The sequence below is a fragment of the Rhodococcus sp. NPDC058505 genome, from assembly GCF_042720095.1.
GTDB lineage: Bacteria > Actinomycetota > Actinomycetes > Mycobacteriales > Mycobacteriaceae > Rhodococcus_G.
On the sequence record NZ_JBHXNB010000012.1, the window covers coordinates 1 to 20,724 of the forward strand.

Genomic DNA, 20,724 nt, shown 5'->3' on the forward strand with positions numbered 1-20,724 from the left:
GCTCGCTGGCGGGACGGCCTTCGCGGAGCTTGCTGCTCAGGCGCGCAGCTGCGCCCCGACCGCGGCGGTCGCGGCGGCCACCGCCGCGTCGCGGGCCGCGCTGGCCTCGTCCTCGGTCAGGGTCCGGTCACCGGCCCGGAACCGCATCGCGAACGCCAGCGACTTGCGGCCCTGCCCGACCTGCGCCCCGGTGAACACGTCGAACAGCCGGATGTCATCGAGCAGGTCACCCGCGCCGCCGCGCAGCGCCGACTCGACGGCCGCGGCGGGCACCGCATCCTCGACGACGACCGCGACGTCCTGCAGCACCGCCGGGAACGGCGACACCCGCGGCGCGGGAAGCGACTCTACGATCGGCAGCCCGTCGAGGTTCAGCTCCACCGCGCAGGTGCGGGCGGGCAGCCCGGCGCGTTCGAGGACCGCGGGATGCAGCTCACCGGCATGCCCGACGACCACGCCGTCGACCAGCAGCTCCGCGCACCGGCCCGGATGCCAGGGCAGCCGCTGCGTTGCCCGGCGTTCCAGCACCACACCGGCGGCCGCGGCGATCGCATCGGCGGCCGCGAACGCGTCACCCGCATCGGCGGCGCGTCCCGGACCCCACGGTCCGCTCGGCTCCCGGAGCCCGGTGAGCACGGCGCCCACGTGCAGCGGCTGCGCGGGCAGCGACCGAAGCAGATCGGCGACCTGCTCGTCGGTGGGCCGCCGGTCTACCGGCAGCACGTCGACCCGCTTGGTGTCCGGCCCGGGAAGGACAACCTGCGCGATCCCGAACAGCGCCAGATCCCGCTGGCCCCGAGAGGTGTTGCGGGACAGGATCTCCAGCAGCCCGGGCAGCAGCGTCGTCGCCAGCTCCGGACGGTCCGACTCGAGCGGGTTGAGCACCCTGGTGGTGGCCCGCCGCGGATCGTCCGCGTCGAGACCCCAGGTGTCGAACACGCCCGCGGGCAGGAACACCGTCGGCAGCACCTCGACGTAGCCGTCGAACGCGAGCGCCTTGCCGACCGCGCGGCGACGACGCTGCTGCGCCGTCAGGCCGCGGCCCGCAGGTGCGGCGGGCAGCACCGACGGAATCTGTTCGAGTCCCTCGAGCCGCAGCACCTCCTCGACGAGGTCGGCGGGCTGGGTCAGGTCCGGTCGCCACGTCGGGGGCGTGACGACGAGGCGGCCGTGTCCGGCCCCGTCGACCGTGACGTCGACGGTGCAGCCGACCTGCGTCAGCCTGCGGGCGGCGGCACCGTCCGGGTAGGCGACGCCCGCGACCCGGCTCGGCAGGTCCAGGTCCATCTCGATCGGCTCCGGCGTTGCCACCGTGCCGACGTCGGTGAGCACCGGCTCGACGTGGCCGCCGGTGATCTCGGCGAGCAGCCCCGCCGCCCGATCCAGTGCGGCGGCGGACAGCGCCGGGTCGACGACCCGCTCGTACCGCTTGGACGCCTCGGAGATCAGCTTGTGCCGCCGCGAGGTCCGGAACACGGCGAGCGGATTCCAGATCGCGGCCTCGAGCAGCACCTCGGTGGTGTCGTGCCCGACCTCGGTGCTGCCGCCACCCATCACCCCGGCGAGGGAGATGACGCCGCTGTCGTCGCAGATCACGACGTCCTCGGCGTCGAGGGTGCGTTCCGCCCCGTCGAGGGTGGTCAGCTTCTCGTCGGCGACCGCGCGGCGCACCACGAGGCCGCCGCTGATCTTGGCCGCGTCGAACGCGTGCAGCGGATGCCCGAGTTCGAGCATCACGTAGTTGGTGACGTCGACGGCCGGGGAGATCGGCCGCACCCCGGACAGCAGCAGCCGACGCTGCATCCACCACGGGGTGACCGCGTCGGGGTTCACGCCGGTAACCCGGCGCAGCGTGAACCGGCTGCAGCCCGACTCGGGCTGCACGTGCAGCGGCCACGCGTCACCGGACGCCTCGTACGGCACCGTCACGGCGGGGTCCACGAAGTCGAGGTCGAAGCCGTTCGCCAGTTCCCGGGTCAACCCGCGCACCGAGAAGCAGTAGCCGCGGTCGGGGGTGATGTTCAGCTCGATGATCGTGTCGCCGAGCCCGAGGATCTCACCGGCGGGGGTCCCCGGTTCGGCGGTCCCGGGTTCGAGGACCAGGATCCCCGAGTGGTCCTTGCCGATGCCCAGCTCGGAGGCCGAGCACATCATGCCGTTCGACACCCGACCGTACGTCTTGCGGGAGGCGATCGCGAAGTCCCCGGGCAGCACCGCACCCGGCAACGCGGCGACGACCAGGTCACCGACCGCGAAGTTCCGTGCGCCGCACACGATCTCCTGCGGCTCCGCGGCACCGACGTCGACCCGGCAGAACCGGATCGGCTTCTTGAACTCGGTGAGCTCCTCGATCTCCAGCACCCGGCCGACCACCAGCGGCCCCGACACCAGGGGCACCGCGTCGACCTCCTCGACCTCGAGACCCACCCGGACGAACCCGGCGTCCAGGTCCTCCGGGGTCACCTCCCAGCCGGGGGTGGCCCGCTGCAGGATCTCGGTCAGCCACGATTGCGCTACTCGCACGTCTACTCAGCTCTCTCGTTCTCGGCTCGGTCGTTCAGGTGTCAGGCCCGGACACCGAAGGGCAGCGTGAACCGCACGTCGCCCTCGACGATGTCCCGCATGTCGGGGATGCCGTTGCGGAACTGCAGGGTCCGTTCGAGCCCCATCCCGAACGCGAAGCCGCTGTACTCGTCGGGGTCGATGCCGCTGGCCCGCAACACGTGCGGGTTGACCATGCCGCAGCCGCCCCACTCGACCCAGCCGGCGCCGCCCTTCTTGCCCGGGAACCAGACGTCCACCTCCGCGGACGGCTCGGTGAACGGAAAGTAGTTGGGCCGCATACGGGTTCGGGTGTCGGGGCCGAACAACGCCCTGGCGAACGCGTCGAGGGTGCCGCGCAGGTGAGCCATCGTCAGCCCCTTGTCGACGGCCAGCCCCTCGATCTGCGAGAAGACCGGGGTATGGGTGGCGTCCAACTCGTCGGTGCGGAAGGTCCGGCCCGGGCACACCACGTACAGCGGCAGGTCCCGGGACAGCATCGACCGCACCTGCACCGGGGAGGTGTGGGTGCGCAGCACCTGCCGCGACCCCTCGGGGGCGATGTGGAAGGTGTCCTGCATGGTGCGCGCCGGATGGTCGGGCAGGAAGTTCAACGCGTCGAAGTTGAAGTGCTCGGTCTCCACCTCCGGGCCCTCGGCCACCTCCCAGCCCATCGCGACGAACACGTCGGTGACCTGCTCGGAGATGATCGTGATCGGGTGCCTGGCCCCGGCGGGACGACGGCCGACGGGCAGGGTCACGTCGATCGACTCCGCGACCAGGACCGCGGCGTCGCGCTCGGCGAGCAGCACCTCCCTGCGGGCGTCGTATGCGGTGGTGGCGCGGGTGCGGGCGGCATTGACGCGCTTGCCCGCGTCGGCCTTCTCCTTGCCGGGCAGCGATCCGAGCGCCCGGCGCACCAGCGACAGCGGCGCCCGGTCCCCGAGGTGGTCGATCTTCGCCTTCGCGAGCGCGTCGAGGTCGGGCGCCGCGGCGAACGCCTGTTCCGCAGCCCCGGCGGCCGCGGCAAGCGACCCCTCGCTCAGCGCAGCCGCGAGCGCAGCCTCGCTCGATGCCGCCGCGAGCGCAGCCTCGCTCGATGCCTCAGCGTCGATGGTGGGTGCGGTGTCGCCCTCGTTCTTGGCCACGGCTCGTCAAACTCCTCGTGTTCGGTTCTGCTCGCGCGTTCTCTTGGCAAATTCTAGGGTGTCGGCCGGGCGGGCCCGTGCTGCACCCGCGCGCTCGAGTACAGGCAGATCGCGGCGGCGGTCGCCAGGTTCAGCGATTCCGCGCGGCCGTGGATCGGGATGCGCACCCGATGATCGGCCCGCGCCGCCAGCTCCGGGTCGAGGCCGTGCGCCTCGTTGCCGAACAGCCACGCCGTCGGCCTGGCGAGCAACTCGTCGGCCGCGTCGAGGTCCACCTCGCCGTCGGCGGCCGTCGCGAGGACCTGCACCCCGGCCGCGGTGAGCGCGGCGAGCACGGCGTCGATGTCCCGTTCCCTGGCGACCGGCAGATGGAAGACGCTGCCCGCGGACGAGCGAACGCTCTTGCCGTTGTGCGGGTCCACGCTGTCGCCGGCAAGGATCGCCGCGTCCGCACCGACGGCGTCCGCGACCCGGATCACGGTGCCCGCGTTGCCGGGGTCCGCGATCGCAACCGGCACGGCAAGCAGCCGCGGCCGCCCCCCGAGCGCGTCGGCGAGCGACACGTCGACGGTCCGGCACACCGCGACCAGCCCCGGTGGGGTGACGGTGTCACCGAGGGCCTTCGCCGCCCGGTCCGTCACCGGGGACACCCGCACCCGCTGCGCGAGCGCCCGCTCGACCAGGTCGGCGTGGCGCACCGCGGCGTCGGTGGTGACGAACAGTTCCTCGATCCGGGCGGTGTCGAGGGCGGCGGTCACCGAGTTCGCGCCCTCCGCCAGGAACCGGCCCGTCCTGCGGCGCTCGGCGCCGCGGTGCAGCTTGACAGCAGAAACGACCCGTGGCGTCCGCTCGGTGAACGGGTCCACGGGTCGTTCCTGGATCGGCTTGCTCAGGCCGCTTCCCCGGCAGGGGCGTTCACGTCGGCGGGCAGCGCCGCCTTCGCGACGGCAACCAGACCGGCGAACGCCTCGGCGTCGGAGACGGCCAGCTCGGCGAGGATCTTGCGGTCCACCTCGACGCCAGCGGCCTTGAGGCCCTGGACGAAGCGGTTGTAGGTGATGTCGTTCGCGCGGGCTGCGGCGTTGATGCGCGAGATCCACAGCTTGCGGAAGTCACCCTTGCGCGCGCGGCGGTCCCGGTACGCGTAGGTCATCGAGTGGAGCTGCTGCTCCTTGGCCTTGCGGTACAGGCGCGAGCGCTGGCCGCGGTAGCCGGCGGACGCCTCGAGAACGGAACGACGCTTCTTCTGGGCGTTGACTGCCCTCTTTACGCGTGCCACTGAAAAATCCTGTCAATCGGTCGAGCGTGATGATTCGAACGCCCGAGGGTGGGTCTGGAAGGTCGAATCAGATGCCGAGCAGGCGCTTGACGCGGGGAACGTCGGCCGGGGCGACGACGGCGACACCGTCGAGGCGGCGGGTGACCTTGGTGGGCTTGTGCTCGAGCAGGTGGCGACGTCCGGCCTTCTGGCGCAGGATCTTGCCGCTGCCGGACACCTTGAATCGCTTCGAGGTGCCGCTGTGGCTCTTGTTCTTGGGCATGGAGTCCTCAGTTTCCGTTTCTTCTACTGCTGCGTACTTCGTGCTGGTCTGTCAGCTCGCGGGCGCGTCGGGCGACTGCGGTGCGGCGGGCTCCGCGGGCGCTGCTGGTGCGGCGGGCGCTGCCGGTGCGGCGGGCGCTGCCGGAGCGGCGGGACGCGCGCCCCGCTGGGCCTGCTCCTGCGCCTTGACCCGGGTCTTGGCACCCTTGTGCGGGGCAAGCACCATCGTCATGTTGCGGCCGTCCTGCTTCGCGGACGTCTCGATGAAGCCGAGGTCCGCGACGTCGGCGCCGAGGCGCTGCAGCAGCCGGAATCCCAGTTCCGGGCGGGACTGCTCGCGACCACGGAACATGATCGTGACCTTGACCTTGGATCCGGCCTCGAGGAAGCGCACGACATTGCGCTTCTTGGTCTCGTAGTCGTGATCGTCGATCTTCGGGCGGAGTTTCTGCTCCTTGATCACGGTCTGCTGCTGGTTCTTGCGCGATTCGCGCGCCTTCTGCGCGGCCTCGTACTTGAACTTGCCGTAGTCCATGATCTTGCACACCGGCGGACGCGCGTCGGGCGCGACCTCGACCAGGTCGAGGTCGGCGTCCTGAGCCAAGCGGAGTGCATCTTCAACACGCACGATGCCAACCTGCTCACCGCCCGGTCCGACAAGGCGGACCTCGGGTACGCGGATGCGCTCGTTGATGCGAGTCTCAGTGCTGATGGGGCCTCCTAGGTAGAGCGGCGTGGTCGTCCTGACCGCCGGCAGCCCGCCTGCCCACGTCCCCGACAAAAGAACCCCGGCTGGATCATTCCAGGCGGGGTCCGATGTCGACCGGTCGATGCGCTGCACCTGCGTGCACCGCACCCCCGCGTGGCGGGGACCCGAGGTCGCCGATCCGAATCATCGGATGCGGTACCCCAGGGACCGGAACCACTGCCCTGTGACGCTTCCGACCTGCGGAAACACTCGAACGGATCAGCGGTGGGAGTCGGACTCCACTTGCTGCCCCCGACGTCGTCAGGGGCGGTCGTGTATGGAAGTCTAACAGCCATGACAGACGCATCGCACACGGGGGAAGACGGCTACGAGGTCCGCGAACTGGCGGAGGTCCCCGCGGTCGAGGTGATCAGTCGCGCGGCCGTGATGCTGATGAGCTCGGCAGCCGAGAAGCTGGGACTGTCCTCGGACGATCACACCGACAGCGCAAACGTCGACCTGGACGAGGCGCGGCGCGTCATCACCGCCCTCGCTGGCCTGGTCACCGCCTCCGTCGAGTATCTGGGTCCGCACGCCGGCCCGATCCGCGAGGGCCTGCAGGCCCTGCAGCGCGCGTTCCGCGAGGCGTCCGCACACCCCGACGAGCCGGGCAAGGGCCCCGGCGAGAAATACACCGGCCCGGTCTACTGACACCTCCGCGTATGTGATGTAGATCACGCTTCGATCACGGATCGGTTTCGCCGAAAACCTGGACGGTCGCCCGACTGCCTCGTGTACAAAGATCCGCGAATGCAGTGGATGGCACCACACGAGCCCGGTTTCCGCGACGCACCGCGAGGACCGGATCCGCGTTGGATCACTGTGATCGGGGGATCATCGCCGACGCCGCGGTCGGTACACCTGCAGGCCGAGCGGGGACGTGGCAACTGGCCGATTCCGGCAACCAGCCGGCCCTGCGCCTGCGCGCCCGGGTCGGGTCAGTACATCACCATGCAAGGAGACACCACATGCCCAATCCCGGCGACATCGACAGCGTCTTCGGATCCATCGCGTCCATCATCAACTCGCTGATCGCGGGCTCGTCCGGCGGTGCCGCGCTTCCCGGCACCGGAACGGGCACGGGCACGGGCACCGTGTAATCGGTACCGACCACCGCGTAAGGGCCGGACCGGCATCGCTGGTCCGGCCCTCGCGCGTTCACACCTTCGCCGCCGCCTTCCGCGGCGCCCGCTTCCGCTTCGCCGGTGCCGCCACCGGGGCCGCGGCGAGCACCTCCCGCAGGAATCGCCCGGTGTAGCTGTCCGGAACCGCGGCGATCTCCTCGGGGGTGCCCTGCGCGACGACGGTGCCGCCGCCCGAGCCGCCCTCGGGACCCATGTCCACGATCCAGTCCGATGTCTTGATCACGTCCAGGTTGTGTTCGATGACGATGACGGTGTTGCCCTTGTCCACCAGTCCGTTGACGACACCGAGCAGCTTGCGGATGTCCTCGAAGTGCAGGCCCGTGGTCGGCTCGTCGAGGATGTACACGGTGCGCCCGGTGGACCGCTTCTGCAGTTCCGCGGCCAGCTTCACGCGCTGCGCCTCGCCGCCGGACAGCGTCGGGGCAGGCTGGCCGAGCCGCACGTATCCGAGGCCGACCCGGACGAGGGTCTCCAGGTATCGGTGGATCGAGGTGATCGGTTCGAAGAACTCGGCCGCCTCCTCGATCGACATGTCCAGGACCTCGGCGATCGTCTTGCCCTTGTAGTGCACCTCCAGCGTTTCCCGGTTGTACCGGGCGCCGTGGCACACCTCGCACGGCACGTACACGTCGGGCAGGAAGTTCATCTCGATCTTCAGCGTCCCGTCACCGGAGCACGCCTCGCAGCGCCCGCCCTTGACGTTGAACGAGAACCGGCCCGGCTGATAGCCGCGGACCTTCGCCTCGGTGGTCTGCGCGAACAGGGTGCGGATCTTGTCGAACACCCCGGTGTAGGTGGCCGCGTTGGACCGCGGGGTGCGCCCGATCGGCGACTGGTCGACCTGTACCAGCTTGTCGAGCTGGTCGAGGCCGTTGACCCGGGTGTGCCGGCCCGGCACCTGCCGCGCGCCGTTGAGCTTGTTCGCCATCACGGTGGCGAGGATGTCGTTGACGAGCGTCGACTTACCGGATCCGGACACCCCGGTCACCGAGGTCAGCACGCCGAGCGGGAAGGCGACGTCGATGCCGCGCAGATTGTGTTCCTTCGCGCCGACGACGGTGACCTGCCGCTTCTTGTCCGTCGCCCGGCGGGCCGCGGGCACCTCGATCGCGGACCGTCCGGACAGGTACGCACCGGTCAGGGACTCCTCGCAGGTGAGCAGGTCCGCGTAGGTGCCGCTGTGCACGACGCGGCCGCCGTGCTCGCCGGCGAGGGGGCCGATGTCGACGACCCAGTCGGAGGTGCGGATGGTGTCCTCGTCGTGTTCCACAACGATCAGCGTGTTGCCGAGGTCGCGGAGGCGGGTCAGGGTCTCGATCAGCCGCCGATTGTCCCGCTGATGCAATCCGATCGACGGTTCGTCGAGCACGTAGAGGACGCCGACGAGCCCCGACCCGATCTGCGTCGCGAGCCGGATCCGCTGCGCCTCGCCGCCGGAGAGCGTGCCCGCGGCGCGGGACAGCGACAGGTACTCGAGGCCCACGTCGAGCAGGAAGCCGAGCCGCGCCTGCACCTCCTTGAGCACCTGCCCGGCGATGGCCTCCTCGCGGGCGCCGAGGGTGAGCGTGTTCAGGAACCGGGAGCAGTCGGCGATCGACAGGTCCGCGACCTCGGCGATCGACATCCGGCCGTGGTCGCCCGCCTCGATGGTGACCGACAGGATCTCCGGGCGGAGGCGGGTGCCGTTGCAGGCCGGGCACGGCACGTCCCGCATGTACCCGTCATAGCGTTCCTTCATCTGCTCGGACTCGGTCTGCTCGAGGCGGCGGTGCAGGAACGGCATCACGCCCTCGAACTCGGCGTAGTAGGACCGGGTGCGTCCGTACCGGTTCTTGTACTTGACGTGCACCTGGTGTTCGCTGCCCTCGAGGACCGCCTTGCGGGCCTTCGCTGGCAGTTCCTTCCACGGCGCGTCGATGTCGAAGCCCATCACATCGGCGAGCCCGGACAGCAGCCTGCCGAAGTACTCGGACGTCTGCCCCATCGACCACGGTGCGATCGCGCCCTCGGCGAGGCTCAGCTCCGGGTCCGGCACCACCAGGTCCGGGTCGACCTCCTTCCGGATGCCGAGTCCGGTGCACTCCGGGCAGGCACCGTACGGGGAGTTGAACGAGAAGGAGCGCGGTTCGAGGTCGTCGATCGCGAGCGGATGCCCGTTCGGGCAGGCGAGGTTCTCGGAGAATCGGCGTTCTCTGTCGGCGGCGGCCTCGTCTCGGTCCACGAAGTCGAGCACGACGATGCCGTCGGCGAGCCGGAGGGCGGTCTCGATCGAATCGGTCAGCCGCTGCTTCGAACTCGCCTTGACCGCGAGCCGGTCCACGACCACCTCGATGTCGTGCTTCTCCTGCTTCTTCAGCTTCGGCGGGTCGGTCAGCTGGTGCACGACCCCGTCGATCCGGACCCGGGCGTAGCCCTGGGTGTTCAGCTGCTCGAACAGGTCGACGAACTCGCCCTTACGGGTCCGGACCACCGGCGCGAGGACCTGGAACCGGGTCCCCTCCTCCATCGCGAGCACCTGGTCCACGATCTGCTGCGGGGTCTGCTTCGCGATCCGCTCCCCGCAGACCGGGCAGTGCGGCGTGCCGGCGCGGGCGTACAGCAGGCGGAGGTAGTCGTACACCTCGGTGATGGTCCCGACCGTCGACCGGGGGTTGCGGTTCGTCGACTTCTGGTCGATCGACACGGCCGGGGACAGGCCCTCGATGAAGTCCACGTCCGGCTTGTCCATCTGCCCGAGGAACTGCCGCGCGTACGCGGACAACGACTCCACATAGCGGCGCTGGCCCTCCGCGAAGATGGTGTCGAACGCCAGCGACGATTTGCCCGACCCCGACAGGCCGGTGAAGACGATCAGGCTGTCCCGCGGCAGGTCGATGTCGATCCCCCGCAGGTTGTGCTCACGCGCCCCTCGCACGATCAGGCGGTCCGCCACACTCGATCCTTTCCCACGCCGCTCCCGGCGCCGTTCGGCACGGCCGCCGCCGGCGCCGTTCGGCGCACCGGTCCGGAGTTCTCGGCCGTCCACATGGTAGGCCGACAGTCCGACACGGTTTGGGCACGAGCCTCACGCCCACTGCGCACCGGGGACGGAGCGACGGTAGCCTCCGTTCATGGACCGGCAGCAGATGCGCATCGACGACCACTACACCGGGGTGCTGGCGCAGGGCGGCGACCCCCAGCGCCGCACGATCGCGGATGCCACGATCACGAAGATGTCGGTCGGCCCGATGGACAACAATGCCTACCTGGTGGTGGATGCGGGGACCGGGGAATCGCTGCTGATCGACGCCGCGAACGAGGCCGACCGGATCGCGGGCCTGCTCGCCACCGCCGCCCCGCACCTCGGGTCGATCGTCACCACGCATCAGCACCCGGACCACTGGCTCGCCCTCGCCGACGTGGCCGCCGCCACCGGCGCGCCCACGATCGCCCACCCGCTGGACGCGCCTGCCCTGCCGGTGACCCCGGCCCGGACCGTCACCGACGGCGACCTGGTCGAGGTCGGCAGGCTGGCACTCGAGGTGATCCACCTCGCCGGTCACACCGACGGCTCGATCGCGCTGGCGCTCACCGACCCGGCGTCCGGGCAGGTGCACCTGTTCACCGGCGACTCGCTGTTCCCTGGCGGCGTCGGCAAGACCGCGGGCGCCGAGCAGTTCGACTCTCTGTACCGCGACGTGACCACGAAGCTGTTCGAACGGTTCCCCGACGACACCGTCGTCTATCCCGGGCACGGGCGGGACACCACGCTCGGCGCCGAACGCCCGTTCCTCGCCGAGTGGCAGGAGCGCGGCTGGTGAGCTGACCGGGCCACGTCACGACCCGCCGTGGCCCCGCCGAGAGAGGGGCATGCGATGTCAGATCCGACGGCAGACCCGATCACCGACCTCGATTCGCGGTACAGCGAACCCGGGTCGGTCCCGGTGGGCTGGGAGTGGGCCCGCCAGGGACTGGTCGACGCCGAGATGTACTGGCTCACGACCGTGCACCGCACCGGAAGACCCCACGTGACGCCGCTGATCGGGGTCTGGTCGGCCGAGGCGCTGCACTTCTGCACCGGCCCCGACGAACGCAAGGCGATCAACCTGCGGGGCAATCCCGCGGTGGCCCTGACCACCGGATCCAACGTCTACGCCGAGGGCTTCGACATCGTCCTTGAGGGCACCGCCGAACCCGTCCACGACGAGGCCGTGCTGCGGGGCCTGGCCGACGCCTACGTGACCAAGTATGGGCCGCAGTGGCGGTTCGAGGTCGCGGCCGGAGGCTTCCGCGGGGGCGGGGGCCCGGCACTCGTCTTCCGGGTCGCCCCGGTCACCGTCTTCGGCTTCACCCGCGGCCCGTTCAGCCAGACCCGGTGGCGCTTTGGCGCATCCCCGCCGGGCGTTGCTGCTGGTGCGGCGACACCCTAGACTCGCTGGGCACTTTTGCACCGCGATCGCGCCCGAGGAGAACGACTTGCCCGACCAGGTCCACGCCGACCAGGATCACGAACAGCAGTACGTGACCATGCTGTACGACCGCCTCGACGGACTGCGCACGTACGCCAAGTCCCGACTGTCGGCGGTCCTGCTGCAGACCGGGGGCACCCCCCAGGCCCGCAGCGAGCGGGAATCGTTCACCCAGATGTACACCGAGGACATCGCGAAGTACGACGCCGCGGAGAACGGCCTGTGCTTCGGCCGCATCGACCTCCACCCCGAACTGGCCGACGGTGACACGCACCGCTACATCGGGCGGGTCGGGATCCTCGACGAGGGCAACGACTACGAGACGCTGCTACTGGATTGGCGGGCCCCGCTCGCGCGCCCGTTCTACCTGGCCACCACGGCGTCCCCGGAGGGGGTGACGCGGCGCAGGCACATCCGGACCCGCAGTCGCCGCGTCACCGGCCTCGGCGACGAGTACCTCGACCTCGCCGCCGCGCAGCGGGCCGGGGTGATCGGCGACGACGGCGGGGTTGCTGGCGAGAGCGCGCTGCTGACCGCGTTGAACGCGGCCCGCACCGGCCACATGAGCGACATCGTCGAGACGATCCAGTCGGAGCAGGACGCGATCATCCGGTCGGGGCACAAGTCGGTGATGGTCGTGCAGGGCGGCCCCGGCACCGGCAAGACCGCGGTTGCGCTACACCGGGCGGCGTACCTGCTCTACACCTACCGCACGCAGCTGGCGAAGTCCGGGGTGCTGATCGTCGGCCCGAACGCCACCTTCCTCGACTACATCGGCCAGGTGCTGCCGTCGTTGGGCGAGACCGGGGTGCTGCTGTCCACGGTCGGCGACCTGTATCCGGGGGTCACCGCCACCCGCCGGGATTCGTTGGAGGCCGGGGAGGTGAAGGGGTCGCTGGAGATGGTGACGGTGCTCCGGCAGGCGGTGCGGGACCGCCAGCTGGTGCCCCGCTCCCCCATCACCATTCCGTTCGACGGCTACTCGGTGACCCTCGACCGAAGGGTGGCGACTCGGGCGCGGGGACGCGCCCGGTCCTCGCGCCGACCGCACAACCTGGCCCGGCCGATCTTCGTGTCGTCGGTGATCGAGGCCCTCGCCGACCAGTTCGCGGCCAAGGTCGGCGGCGACGTGCTCGGCGGCGCGAACCTGCTCAGCAGGGACGACGTCGCCGACATCCGCGACGAGATGCGGCAGGACCCCGACCTGATCGCGGCGATCGACGAGCTGTGGCCGACGCTGACACCGCAGCAGGTGCTGACCGACCTGCTGCAGTCCGAGGACCGGCTCGATTCCGCAGCCGCCGAGCTGACCGCGGGCCGGCGCGCGGTGCTGCTGCGGAACCGGCACACCGGATTCAGCGCCGCGGACACTCCCCTGCTCGACGAGCTGGCCGAACTGCTCGGTGTCGACGACGCCGCCGAACGCGGCCGCGCCGCCAGGCAGTGGCGGGCCCGGATCGCCGACGCGCAGGGTGCACTCGATATCCTCACCGGCTCCGCGCCGCAGGATCTGGAGGACGACCTCGACCCCGAGATCCTGATGGCCTACGACCTGGTCGACGCTGGTCAGCTCGCGCAGCGGCACGAGATGCGGCAGCAGCGCACGGCCGCGGAACGGGCCGCAACGGACCGGACCTGGACGTTCGGGCATGTCATCGTCGATGAGGCGCAGGAACTCTCGGCGATGGCGTGGCGAATGCTGATGCGGCGCATCCCGAATCGGTGGATGACGCTGGTCGGCGACACCGCACAGACCGGCGATCCGGCGGGCAGCTCGTCCTGGCGCGCCGCACTCGAACCGTATGTCGCCAATCGGTGGAAATTGACCGAGCTGACCGTGAACTATCGGACGCCGTCGGAGATCATGGCGGTCGCGCAGGACGTGCTCGCGGCGATCGACCCGGCGCAGTCGGTGCCCCGATCGGTGCGGGACTCCGGGAATCGGCCCTGGGCGCATCGGGTTCCGGCCGGGAAGGTCGGCGACGAGGTGCGCAGGCGGGTTGCCGCCGAGACCGGTCCGGGGCTGGTCGCGGTGATCACCGGCGAGGACGCCGTCGACGAGTTCACCGACCTGCGTTCGGATTCGGTCAGTGTGCTGTCGGTGCGGGAGGCGAAGGGCCTCGAATTCGACGCGGTGCTGATCGTCGAACCAGACACCATCGTCGGGTCGTCACCGCGCGGGCTGAACGACCTGTACGTCGCCGTGACCAGGGCGACGCAGCGCCTCGGGGTGGTGCACACCCGGGACCTGCCCGAGTCGCTGTCGAAACTTGTTGCGGTGCAGTGACACCCACGCGCCCGGTTCCCTAATGTCACATCGAGGGTCGTCACGTGACCCGATGTGACATTAGGGAACCTCGGGAGAGGCTCAGCGCACGGTGTGCACGATCAGGACATCGCAGGTGGACTTGCGCGCCGCATCCGACGGGACGGAACCGAGCAGGCGGCCGGTCAGCGTGTTCAGGCCCCGATTGCCGACCACGAGCAGGTCCGCGTCGAGTTCGTCGATCAGCGCGAGCAGCGAATCGACCGGGGCGCCGACGATGGCGCGCTCGACGATGTTGGCCGCGCCTGCGGCGTGCGCCCGTTCCCGGGCGGACCGCAGAATCTCGTCCGTCGGCGCGGAACCGGTGATCTGGTAGGCGTCCTCGCGCAGCGTGTCCTGCGCGGCCTCGATGTCCTTCGGATCCGCCGGGTAGTAGGCGCAGGCGATGACGAGCTTGGCGTCGGCGTCGCCTGCCAGCGCTGCGGCCTTGTCCACCGCCTTCAGCGACGAATCCGAGCCATCGGTCCCCACGACGATGGTGCGGTAGGCAGTCATTCATTCCTCCGGTTGTCACACGCCCCACCGCTCCCGGTGGCGCATTGGTCATCGCCGGTCGCCACGCGAAACCGCGCCTGACACCCGGCTGCTGGCCGCAACCCTAGTCGGACGGTCCTGCCGCGCGGGGGAATTGCGGGCGAAGCCACACTGGGTGTGTCCGACCGGGCAGATCTCCGGCGCTACTTCAGTCCGGCGGCGTCCATTCCGCGCAGCTCCTTCTTGAGGTCCGCAATCTCGTCCCGGAGCCGGCCCGCCAGCTCGAACTGCAGGTCGCGGGCGGCGTTCATCATCTGATCGGTCAGCTCCTTGACCAGGTCGGCGAGTTCGGCGCGCGGCATCGACTTGACGTCCCTGCCCTCGTACACGCCCGCGCTGACGGCGCGACCCGCCTCGCCCTGCGCCCGCCGTCCGCGGCTGGCGTTGCGACCGGAGCCGCCGATCTCGATGTCGGTGTCGTCGGCCTCCTCGTACACCTGGTCGAGGATGTCGGCGATCTTCTTCCGCAGCGGCTGCGGGTCCACCCCCATCTCGGTGTTGTAGGCGACCTGCTTCTCGCGGCGGCGCTCGGTCTCCTCGATCGCGCGCGCCATCGAGTCGGTGATCTTGTCCGCGTACATGTGCACCTGACCGGACACGTTGCGGGCGGCACGGCCGATCGTCTGGATCAGGCTGGTGGTGCTGCGCAGGAAGCCTTCCTTGTCGGCGTCGAGGATCGCGACGAGGGACACCTCCGGCAGGTCGAGGCCCTCCCGGAGCAGGTTGATCCCGACCAGGACGTCGTACTCGCCGAGCCGCAGCTGCCGCAGCAACTCCACCCGGCGCAGGGTGTCGATGTCGGAGTGCAGGTATCGCACCCGAATTCCGAGCTCGAGGAGATAGTCGGTGAGGTCCTCGGACATCTTCTTGGTCAGGGTGGTGACCAGGACCCGCTCGTCCCGTTCGGCCCGCTCACGGATCTCGTGCACCAGGTCGTCGATCTGCCCCTTCGTCGGCTTGACCACCACCTCCGGATCCACCAGGCCGGTCGGCCGGATCACCTGCTCGACGAATTCACCGCCCGCCTGCCCGAGCTCGTACGCCCCCGGCGTGGCGGACAGGTACACCGTCTGCCCGATCCGTTGGGTGAATTCCTCCCAGGTGAGCGGCCGGTTGTCGGTGGCCGACGGCAACCGGAACCCGTACTCGACCAGGTTACGTTTGCGGGACATGTCGCCCTCGTACATCGCGCCGATCTGCGGGACCGTCACGTGCGACTCGTCGATGACGAGTAGGAAGTCCTCCGGGAAGTAGTCGATCAGCGTGGCGGGTGCCGTTCCGGCGGCGCGACCGTCGATGTGCCGCGAGTAGTTCTCGATGCCGGAGCAGAACCCGACCTGCTTGATCATCTCGATGTCGTAGTTGGTGCGCATCCGCAACCGTTGCGCCTCGAGGAGCTTGCCGCGGTTCTCCAGGTCGGCGAGGCGTTCCTCGAGCTCGACCTCGATGTCGCGGACCGCGCGTTCCATCCGCTCCGGGCCCGCGACGTAGTGGGTGGCCGGGAAGATCCGCACCGACTCGACCTGGCGCACCACGTCGCCGGTCAGCGGGTGCAGGTAGTACAGCGCCTCGACCTCGTCACCGAAAAACTCGATCCGCACCGCGAGTTCCTCGTAGGACGGGATGATCTCGACGGTGTCGCCGCGGACCCGGAACGAGCCGCGGGTGAACGCGACGTCGTTGCGGTTGTACTGGACGTCCACCAGCAGGCGCAGCAACGCGTCCCGCGGCACCTCCACCCCGACGTCGAGGTGGATCGAGCGGTCCAGGTACGACTGCGGGGTGCCGAGACCGTAGATGCAGGACACCGACGCGACGACGACCACGTCCCGGCGCGAGAGCAGGCTCGACGTCGCCGAGTGCCGCAGCCGCTCGACGTCGTCGTTGATCGAGGAGTCCTTTTCGATGTACGTATCCGTCTGCGCGATGTACGCCTCCGGCTGGTAATAGTCGTAGTACGAGACGAAGTACTCGACGGCGTTGTTCGGCAGCATCTCCCGCAGCTCGTTGGCGAGCTGCGCGGCGAGGGTCTTGTTCGGCGCCATCACCAACGTCGGCCGCTGCACCTGCTCGATCAGCCAGGCGGTGGTCGCGGACTTGCCGGTGCCGGTCGCGCCCATCAGGACGACGTCCTTCTCCCCCTCGCCGAGCCGCCGGGTCAGCTCCGCGATCGCCTGCGGCTGGTCACCCGCGGGTCGGTGCTCGCTGACCACCTCGAACCGGCCGTCGGATCGTTCGATCGCCCCCACCGGCCGGAACTCGGAGTGCGCGACCACGGGATGCTCGGATGCAAACGCCATGGTGTCCAGGGTAGGCGCCGGGTCCGACAGGAACACCGCGCCGCGCGCCGGGCCGGCCGGGACCGGGCGGGCGACGCGGTAGGTTCCTGCCATGGACGTGCACGCCCCGAAGGTGGAGGCCTTCAACCTGGCCGACCTCACCAACACCGACCCGAAGGGGTTCGTCAGGACCGTGGAGCACTACCGGGTCGAGGCGTGGGGGCTGTACATGGCCCGCCACTCCGACCATCCGCACTTCCATTACCTGGAGTCGTGGCTGCTGCCGGACGCCGGACTGCGGGCGACGATCTTCCACTACCACCCGTACCACGCCCGCGATCAGGATCGGTACGTCGACATCGGCGACTACACCCGCGGCGACCCGGTATGGCGGTCCGAGGACCACTACCTCGATCTGGTGGTGCGGACCGGCCGGGACACCGAGCTCCTCGACGTCGACGAACTTCTCGCCGCGCATACCACCGGATTCCTCGACGCCGGGACTGCCGAGCGGGCGATCGCGACCGCCACCCGGGCGGTGGACGGCATCGCCTCGCACGGCCACGACCTCGACGCCTGGCTGGCCTCGGAAGGCATGCCGGTCAGCTGGCGGTGACCCGGCAGCCAGGCAGGCGGCGTCCGCTTACCCCTGCCCCGGCGTCCACTCGGTTCGGTCCGCCCACTCCAGTGCCCGCCGGTGGGCAGCGTCGAACCAGGGCGTCTTCGCCTCGACGTACCGGTCGGTCGCCTGGGTGACATCCGACTCCCCCGCCGCGACCTCCGCGGCGCGCCGCTTGACTTCCAGGTACTCCGCGCGGACGTCCCCGTCCGCGCACAGCCAATCCCGGAACACCAGGGCGAAGCGCTGCCCCGGCCACCCGTCGACACGCACGTGCACGTTCGCCGGCCGACCGGGATCCGCCGATGCATGGAATCGCTTGTCCCACAACGACGGATCGACTTCTCCCCCGATGCCGTATGCGGGCTTCGGATCGTCCGCGGTGACGGCATCCACGCGCGGAAACCCGGCCTGCGTCAGGCGGTCCGCGAGGGCATCCGCATCGGCGAGGCTGCGCACCGTCACCTGAAGGTCGATCACGTCCTTGGCGGCGAGGCCGGGCACCGCGGTCGACCCGACGTGATCGACGCGCATCGCGTCGGCACCGCACACGAAGCGCAGCCGGCCCGCCAGCCTTCGACCCTGTTCCGCCCAGTCCGGATTCGCCGGGGTCAGTACCGGGGGAACCCGCACCACAACGGAATTCGCGATGTTCTCCGCGTACCGCTGCAGCCGCTCCCACAGCACCTTCACCGCAGGATCCAGTGCACCTGCAGGTCCGCTGTTGTCCAGCCACACGTCGGCGACAGCGCGGCGCTGCTCGTCGGTCGCCTGGGACGAGATCCGTGCTCGCGCATCGCCCTCCGACATTCCCCGAAGGTCGACGAGGCGGCGCACTCGTTCCTCCGCGTCGACGTGGACGACCACGACGAGATGGAACATCGCACCCATCCCACCCTCGACGAGCAACGGGATGTCCTGCAACACCACCGAATCCGACGCCGCATCCACCAACTCGGCGGTCCGCGCCCCGATCAGAGGATGTAGAATGCCGTTGAGTCGACCGCGGGCCGTCTCGTCACCGAACGCCTTGGCCGCCAGGGCGGGTCGGTCGAGCCGCCCGTCGGGCAGCAGAATCTCCGGACCGAATTCCCGCACAAGGGCGTCGAGTCCGGCGGTTCCCGGTTCCACGACCTCACGCGCAATCAGGTCGGCGTCAACGACGACGGCCCCGAGATCGCCGAGGATCCGTGACACGGTGGACTTTCCAGCTCCAATGCCTCCTGTGAGGCCGATACGTAGCACGCCCCCAGTCTGTCACCAAACACGCCCGAAGCACATCCGCGCCAAATGGCCCGGGTTCACACCGGAGTCGACTATCTTCGAGTGCGACGTGCCAGGCCACACACTTCGAGATGAAGGAACACCATGCGCAGCACTTCTTCCCAGGCTGGTCGGCACCGTCTTGGCATGGTCGACGGGGTGCACTGCATCCTGATCCCCGAGGTGGCGCTGGCCCTGCAGGAACACCGGCGCGGGTGGTTCACCCAGATGATCAGTCCCGCCCGCCACAGTTTCGCCACGATCCGGAAGCGGACCGCCGACATGCAGACGGCCTGGTCGTCCGGTGCCGCCGTCGCGGGCTGACCACCCGCACCCACTCGAACGAGTCGACCCCACCCGGGATTCCGGGTGGGGTCGACTCGTTGTTACGGCAGGCGGTGGCCTCCCGAACCGAACGCCGACGGCCCCGGTCCTGTGTCAGGACCGGGGCCGTCGAGGTCTACCCCCGGCTAGCGGGTGACGGAACTATGCGTTGCCGGAAAGCTTCTCACGCAGGGCAGCGAGCTGAGCATCGCTGGCCAGGGAGCCACCCGCCTCCGCGGAACCAGCGGACTGGCCCTCGGTGGCGCCGGACTCGGAGGAGTAGTTGGCACCCGACGCACCGGCCGCGGCCTCGGCAGCCTCGTCGGCAGCCATCTTCTCCATCTGAGCGGTGTGCATCTTGTGGCGACGCTCGGCCTCGGCGTACCGGGACTCCCACTCCTCACGCTGCTTGTCGAAGCCCTCGAGCCACTCGTTGGTCTCGGGATCGAAGCCCTCGGGGAAGATGTAGTTGCCCTGCTCGTCGTAGCTGTCGGCCATGCCGTACTTCGACGGGTCGAACTCGGCGTTGTAGTCCTCGTTCGCCTGCTTGAGCGACAGCGAGATCCGACGACGCTCCAGGTCGATGTCGATGACCTTGACCATCGCGTCGTCGCCGACCGCGACAACCTGGTCCGGGACCTCGACGTGGCGCTCGGCCAGCTCGGAGATGTGGACGAGGCCCTCGATGCCCTCCTCGACGCGGACGAACGCGCCGAACGGAACCAGCTTGGTGACCTTGCCCGGCACGATCTGGCCGATCGCGTGGGTGCGGGCGAACTGACGCCACGGGTCCTCCTGCGTCGCCTTCAGCGACAGGGAGACACGCTCGCGGTCCAGGTCGACGTCGAGAACCTCAACGGTGACCTCGTTGCCGACCTCGACAACCTCGGACGGGTGGTCGATGTGCTTCCAGGACAGCTCGGAGACGTGCACGAGGCCGTCGACGCCACCCAGGTCCACGAAGGCACCGAAGTTGACGATCGAGGACACGACGCCCTTGCGGACCTGGCCCTTCTGCAGCTGGTGCAGGAACTCGCTGCGGACCTCGGACTGGGTCTGCTCGAGCCACGCGCGGCGCGACAGGACCACGTTGTTGCGGTTCTTGTCGAGCTCGATGATCTTGGCCTCGATCTCCTTGCCGACGTACGGCTGGAGGTCGCGGACGCGACGCATCTCGACGAGCGACGCGGGCAGGAAGCCGCGCAGACCGATGTCGAGGATGAGGCCGCCCTTGACGACCTCGATGACGGTGCCCTTGACGGCCTCGTCCTTCTCCTTGAGCTCCTCGATGGTGCCCCAGGCACGCTCGTACTGAGCGCGCTTCTTCGACAGGATCAGACGGCCTTCCTTGTCCTCCTTGGTGAGGACCAGGGCTTCGACCTCATCGCCCACGGAGACGACCTCGTTGGGGTCGACGTCGTGCTTGATGGAGAGCTCACGGGAAGGGATGACGCCTTCGGTCTTGTAACCGATGTCGAGAAGGACCTCGTCGCGATCGACCTTGACGATGGTGCCTTCGACGATGTCGCCATCGTTGAAGTACTTGATCGTGGCGTCGATGGCGGCGAGGAAGTCCTCGGCGGAGCCGATGTCGTTGACGGCTACCTGCGGCGAGGTGACGGTGGTGGAGGGCATTTGGTGGAGTGCTCCGGAGGGATAGGAATCGGTTGATGGTGTTCTGTCGGACTCACGAGCGACCGTCGACGACCGGAGCCGCCTCGGGCAGACACTCGCGGGGTTCAGGGTACGCGACCCGACGCGAGCTGGGCAAACCCGGGTGTCGACGGAGGCAGCGGACGCGCTACCGTG

Annotated in this window: 18 protein-coding genes; 7 read left to right on the forward strand and 11 right to left on the reverse strand. The window is 69.6% G+C overall.

The window, feature by feature from the left end; all coding sequences use genetic code 11:
- Positions 1–36: 36 nt before the first annotated feature.
- The 6 genes from pheT to infC all read right to left on the reverse strand — a co-directional run bounded on the left by pheT (position 37) and on the right by infC (position 5,986).
- Positions 37–2,523: a phenylalanine--tRNA ligase subunit beta gene (pheT, locus tag ACFWPA_RS11305; RefSeq protein ID WP_378570200.1), complete on the reverse strand. Its 2,487-nt coding sequence runs from the start codon at positions 2,521–2,523 to the stop codon at positions 37–39.
- 41 nt (positions 2,524–2,564) lie between these two features.
- Complete coding sequence (gene pheS, locus ACFWPA_RS11310) at positions 2,565–3,689, reverse strand: phenylalanine--tRNA ligase subunit alpha (protein ID WP_378570201.1); 1,125 nt, start codon at positions 3,687–3,689, stop codon at positions 2,565–2,567.
- Between the two features lie 53 nt (positions 3,690–3,742).
- Complete coding sequence (locus ACFWPA_RS11315; RefSeq protein ID WP_378507779.1) at positions 3,743–4,555, reverse strand: TrmH family RNA methyltransferase; 813 nt, start codon at positions 4,553–4,555, stop codon at positions 3,743–3,745.
- Between the two features lie 23 nt (positions 4,556–4,578).
- A complete protein-coding gene (gene rplT / locus ACFWPA_RS11320) occupies positions 4,579–4,968 on the reverse strand; it encodes a 50S ribosomal protein L20 (protein ID WP_378507780.1) in 390 nt (129 codons plus the stop codon).
- 67 nt (positions 4,969–5,035) lie between these two features.
- The gene (rpmI, locus tag ACFWPA_RS11325) at positions 5,036–5,230 is read right to left on the reverse strand and encodes a 50S ribosomal protein L35 (protein ID WP_378507781.1); all 195 of its coding nucleotides are present in this window, start codon (positions 5,228–5,230) and stop codon (positions 5,036–5,038) included.
- 51 nt (positions 5,231–5,281) lie between these two features.
- Entirely contained in the window at positions 5,282–5,986 is a 705-nt protein-coding gene (infC, locus tag ACFWPA_RS11330) for a translation initiation factor IF-3 (protein WP_378570259.1), read from the reverse strand.
- Positions 5,987–6,271: 285 nt separating this feature from the next.
- On the opposite strand from infC, the gene ACFWPA_RS11335 reads away from it, so the two are divergent.
- Together ACFWPA_RS11335 and ACFWPA_RS11340 are read left to right on the forward strand one after the other, a co-directional pair.
- Complete coding sequence (locus ACFWPA_RS11335) at positions 6,272–6,628, forward strand: DUF1844 domain-containing protein (protein ID WP_378507782.1); 357 nt, start codon at positions 6,272–6,274, stop codon at positions 6,626–6,628.
- A 317-nt stretch (positions 6,629–6,945) separates the two neighbouring features.
- On the forward strand, positions 6,946–7,077 hold the full coding sequence (locus ACFWPA_RS11340) for a hypothetical protein (protein ID WP_378570202.1): 132 nt from the start codon (positions 6,946–6,948) through the stop codon (positions 7,075–7,077).
- 58 nt (positions 7,078–7,135) lie between these two features.
- On the opposite strand, the gene uvrA is transcribed toward ACFWPA_RS11340, so the two are convergent.
- Positions 7,136–10,054 (reverse strand): excinuclease ABC subunit UvrA, encoded by a 2,919-nt coding sequence (gene uvrA, locus ACFWPA_RS11345; protein ID WP_378570203.1) that lies wholly within the window; start codon positions 10,052–10,054, stop codon positions 7,136–7,138.
- A 178-nt stretch (positions 10,055–10,232) separates the two neighbouring features.
- Here uvrA and ACFWPA_RS11350 point away from each other — a divergent pair, with 178 nt between their 5' ends.
- The 3 genes from ACFWPA_RS11350 to ACFWPA_RS11360 are packed head-to-tail and all read left to right on the forward strand — an operon-like array spanning position 10,233 to position 13,857.
- Complete coding sequence (locus ACFWPA_RS11350) at positions 10,233–10,922, forward strand: MBL fold metallo-hydrolase (protein WP_378507785.1); 690 nt, start codon at positions 10,233–10,235, stop codon at positions 10,920–10,922.
- Positions 10,923–10,976: 54 nt separating this feature from the next.
- Positions 10,977–11,531: a pyridoxamine 5'-phosphate oxidase family protein gene (locus ACFWPA_RS11355; protein WP_378507786.1), complete on the forward strand. Its 555-nt coding sequence runs from the start codon at positions 10,977–10,979 to the stop codon at positions 11,529–11,531.
- Positions 11,532–11,577: 46 nt separating this feature from the next.
- Positions 11,578–13,857, forward strand: a complete 2,280-nt coding sequence (locus ACFWPA_RS11360; RefSeq protein WP_378507787.1) for a HelD family protein — start codon at positions 11,578–11,580, stop codon at positions 13,855–13,857.
- An 81-nt stretch (positions 13,858–13,938) separates the two neighbouring features.
- Here ACFWPA_RS11360 and ACFWPA_RS11365 read toward each other — a convergent pair whose 3' ends face one another.
- A complete protein-coding gene (locus ACFWPA_RS11365) occupies positions 13,939–14,391 on the reverse strand; it encodes a universal stress protein (protein ID WP_378507788.1) in 453 nt (150 codons plus the stop codon).
- Positions 14,392–14,573: 182 nt separating this feature from the next.
- Positions 14,574–16,730, reverse strand: coding sequence for an excinuclease ABC subunit UvrB (gene uvrB, locus ACFWPA_RS11370; protein ID WP_378507789.1), 2,157 nt, complete (start codon positions 16,728–16,730; stop codon positions 14,574–14,576).
- Between the two features lie 91 nt (positions 16,731–16,821).
- Here uvrB and ACFWPA_RS11375 point away from each other — a divergent pair, with 91 nt between their 5' ends.
- Positions 16,822–17,325, forward strand: coding sequence for a DUF402 domain-containing protein (locus ACFWPA_RS11375; protein ID WP_378507790.1), 504 nt, complete (start codon positions 16,822–16,824; stop codon positions 17,323–17,325).
- Positions 17,326–17,352: 27 nt separating this feature from the next.
- Here the strand turns inward: ACFWPA_RS11375 and coaE are convergent, their stop codons facing one another.
- On the reverse strand, positions 17,353–18,573 hold the full coding sequence (gene coaE / locus ACFWPA_RS11380) for a dephospho-CoA kinase (RefSeq protein WP_378507791.1): 1,221 nt from the start codon (positions 18,571–18,573) through the stop codon (positions 17,353–17,355).
- 123 nt (positions 18,574–18,696) lie between these two features.
- Between coaE and ACFWPA_RS11385 the strand changes: the two genes are divergently transcribed.
- Complete coding sequence (locus tag ACFWPA_RS11385) at positions 18,697–18,915, forward strand: hypothetical protein (RefSeq protein WP_378507792.1); 219 nt, start codon at positions 18,697–18,699, stop codon at positions 18,913–18,915.
- Positions 18,916–19,077: 162 nt separating this feature from the next.
- Here the strand turns inward: ACFWPA_RS11385 and rpsA are convergent, their stop codons facing one another.
- Complete coding sequence (gene rpsA / locus ACFWPA_RS11390; protein WP_378507793.1) at positions 19,078–20,550, reverse strand: 30S ribosomal protein S1; 1,473 nt, start codon at positions 20,548–20,550, stop codon at positions 19,078–19,080.
- Between the last annotated feature and the right edge of the window lie 174 nt (positions 20,551–20,724).

Excerpts from the sequence above, each read along its gene's own strand:
- rpmI (WP_378507781.1), bottom strand. The coding sequence starts at position 5,230 with ATGCCCAAGAACAAGAGCCACAGCGGCACCTCGAAGCGATTCAAGGTG.
- ACFWPA_RS11335 (WP_378507782.1), top strand. The coding sequence starts at position 6,272 with ATGACAGACGCATCGCACACGGGGGAAGACGGCTACGAGGTCCGCGAA.
- ACFWPA_RS11340 (WP_378570202.1), top strand. The coding sequence starts at position 6,946 with ATGCCCAATCCCGGCGACATCGACAGCGTCTTCGGATCCATCGCGTCC.
- ACFWPA_RS11350 (WP_378507785.1), top strand. The coding sequence starts at position 10,233 with ATGGACCGGCAGCAGATGCGCATCGACGACCACTACACCGGGGTGCTG.
- ACFWPA_RS11355 (WP_378507786.1), top strand. The coding sequence starts at position 10,977 with ATGTCAGATCCGACGGCAGACCCGATCACCGACCTCGATTCGCGGTAC.
- ACFWPA_RS11365 (WP_378507788.1), bottom strand. The coding sequence starts at position 14,391 with ATGACTGCCTACCGCACCATCGTCGTGGGGACCGATGGCTCGGATTCG.
- uvrB (WP_378507789.1), bottom strand. The coding sequence starts at position 16,730 with ATGGCGTTTGCATCCGAGCATCCCGTGGTCGCGCACTCCGAGTTCCGG.
- ACFWPA_RS11375 (WP_378507790.1), top strand. The coding sequence starts at position 16,822 with ATGGACGTGCACGCCCCGAAGGTGGAGGCCTTCAACCTGGCCGACCTC.
- ACFWPA_RS11385 (WP_378507792.1), top strand. The coding sequence starts at position 18,697 with ATGCGCAGCACTTCTTCCCAGGCTGGTCGGCACCGTCTTGGCATGGTC.
- rpsA (WP_378507793.1), bottom strand. The coding sequence starts at position 20,550 with ATGCCCTCCACCACCGTCACCTCGCCGCAGGTAGCCGTCAACGACATC.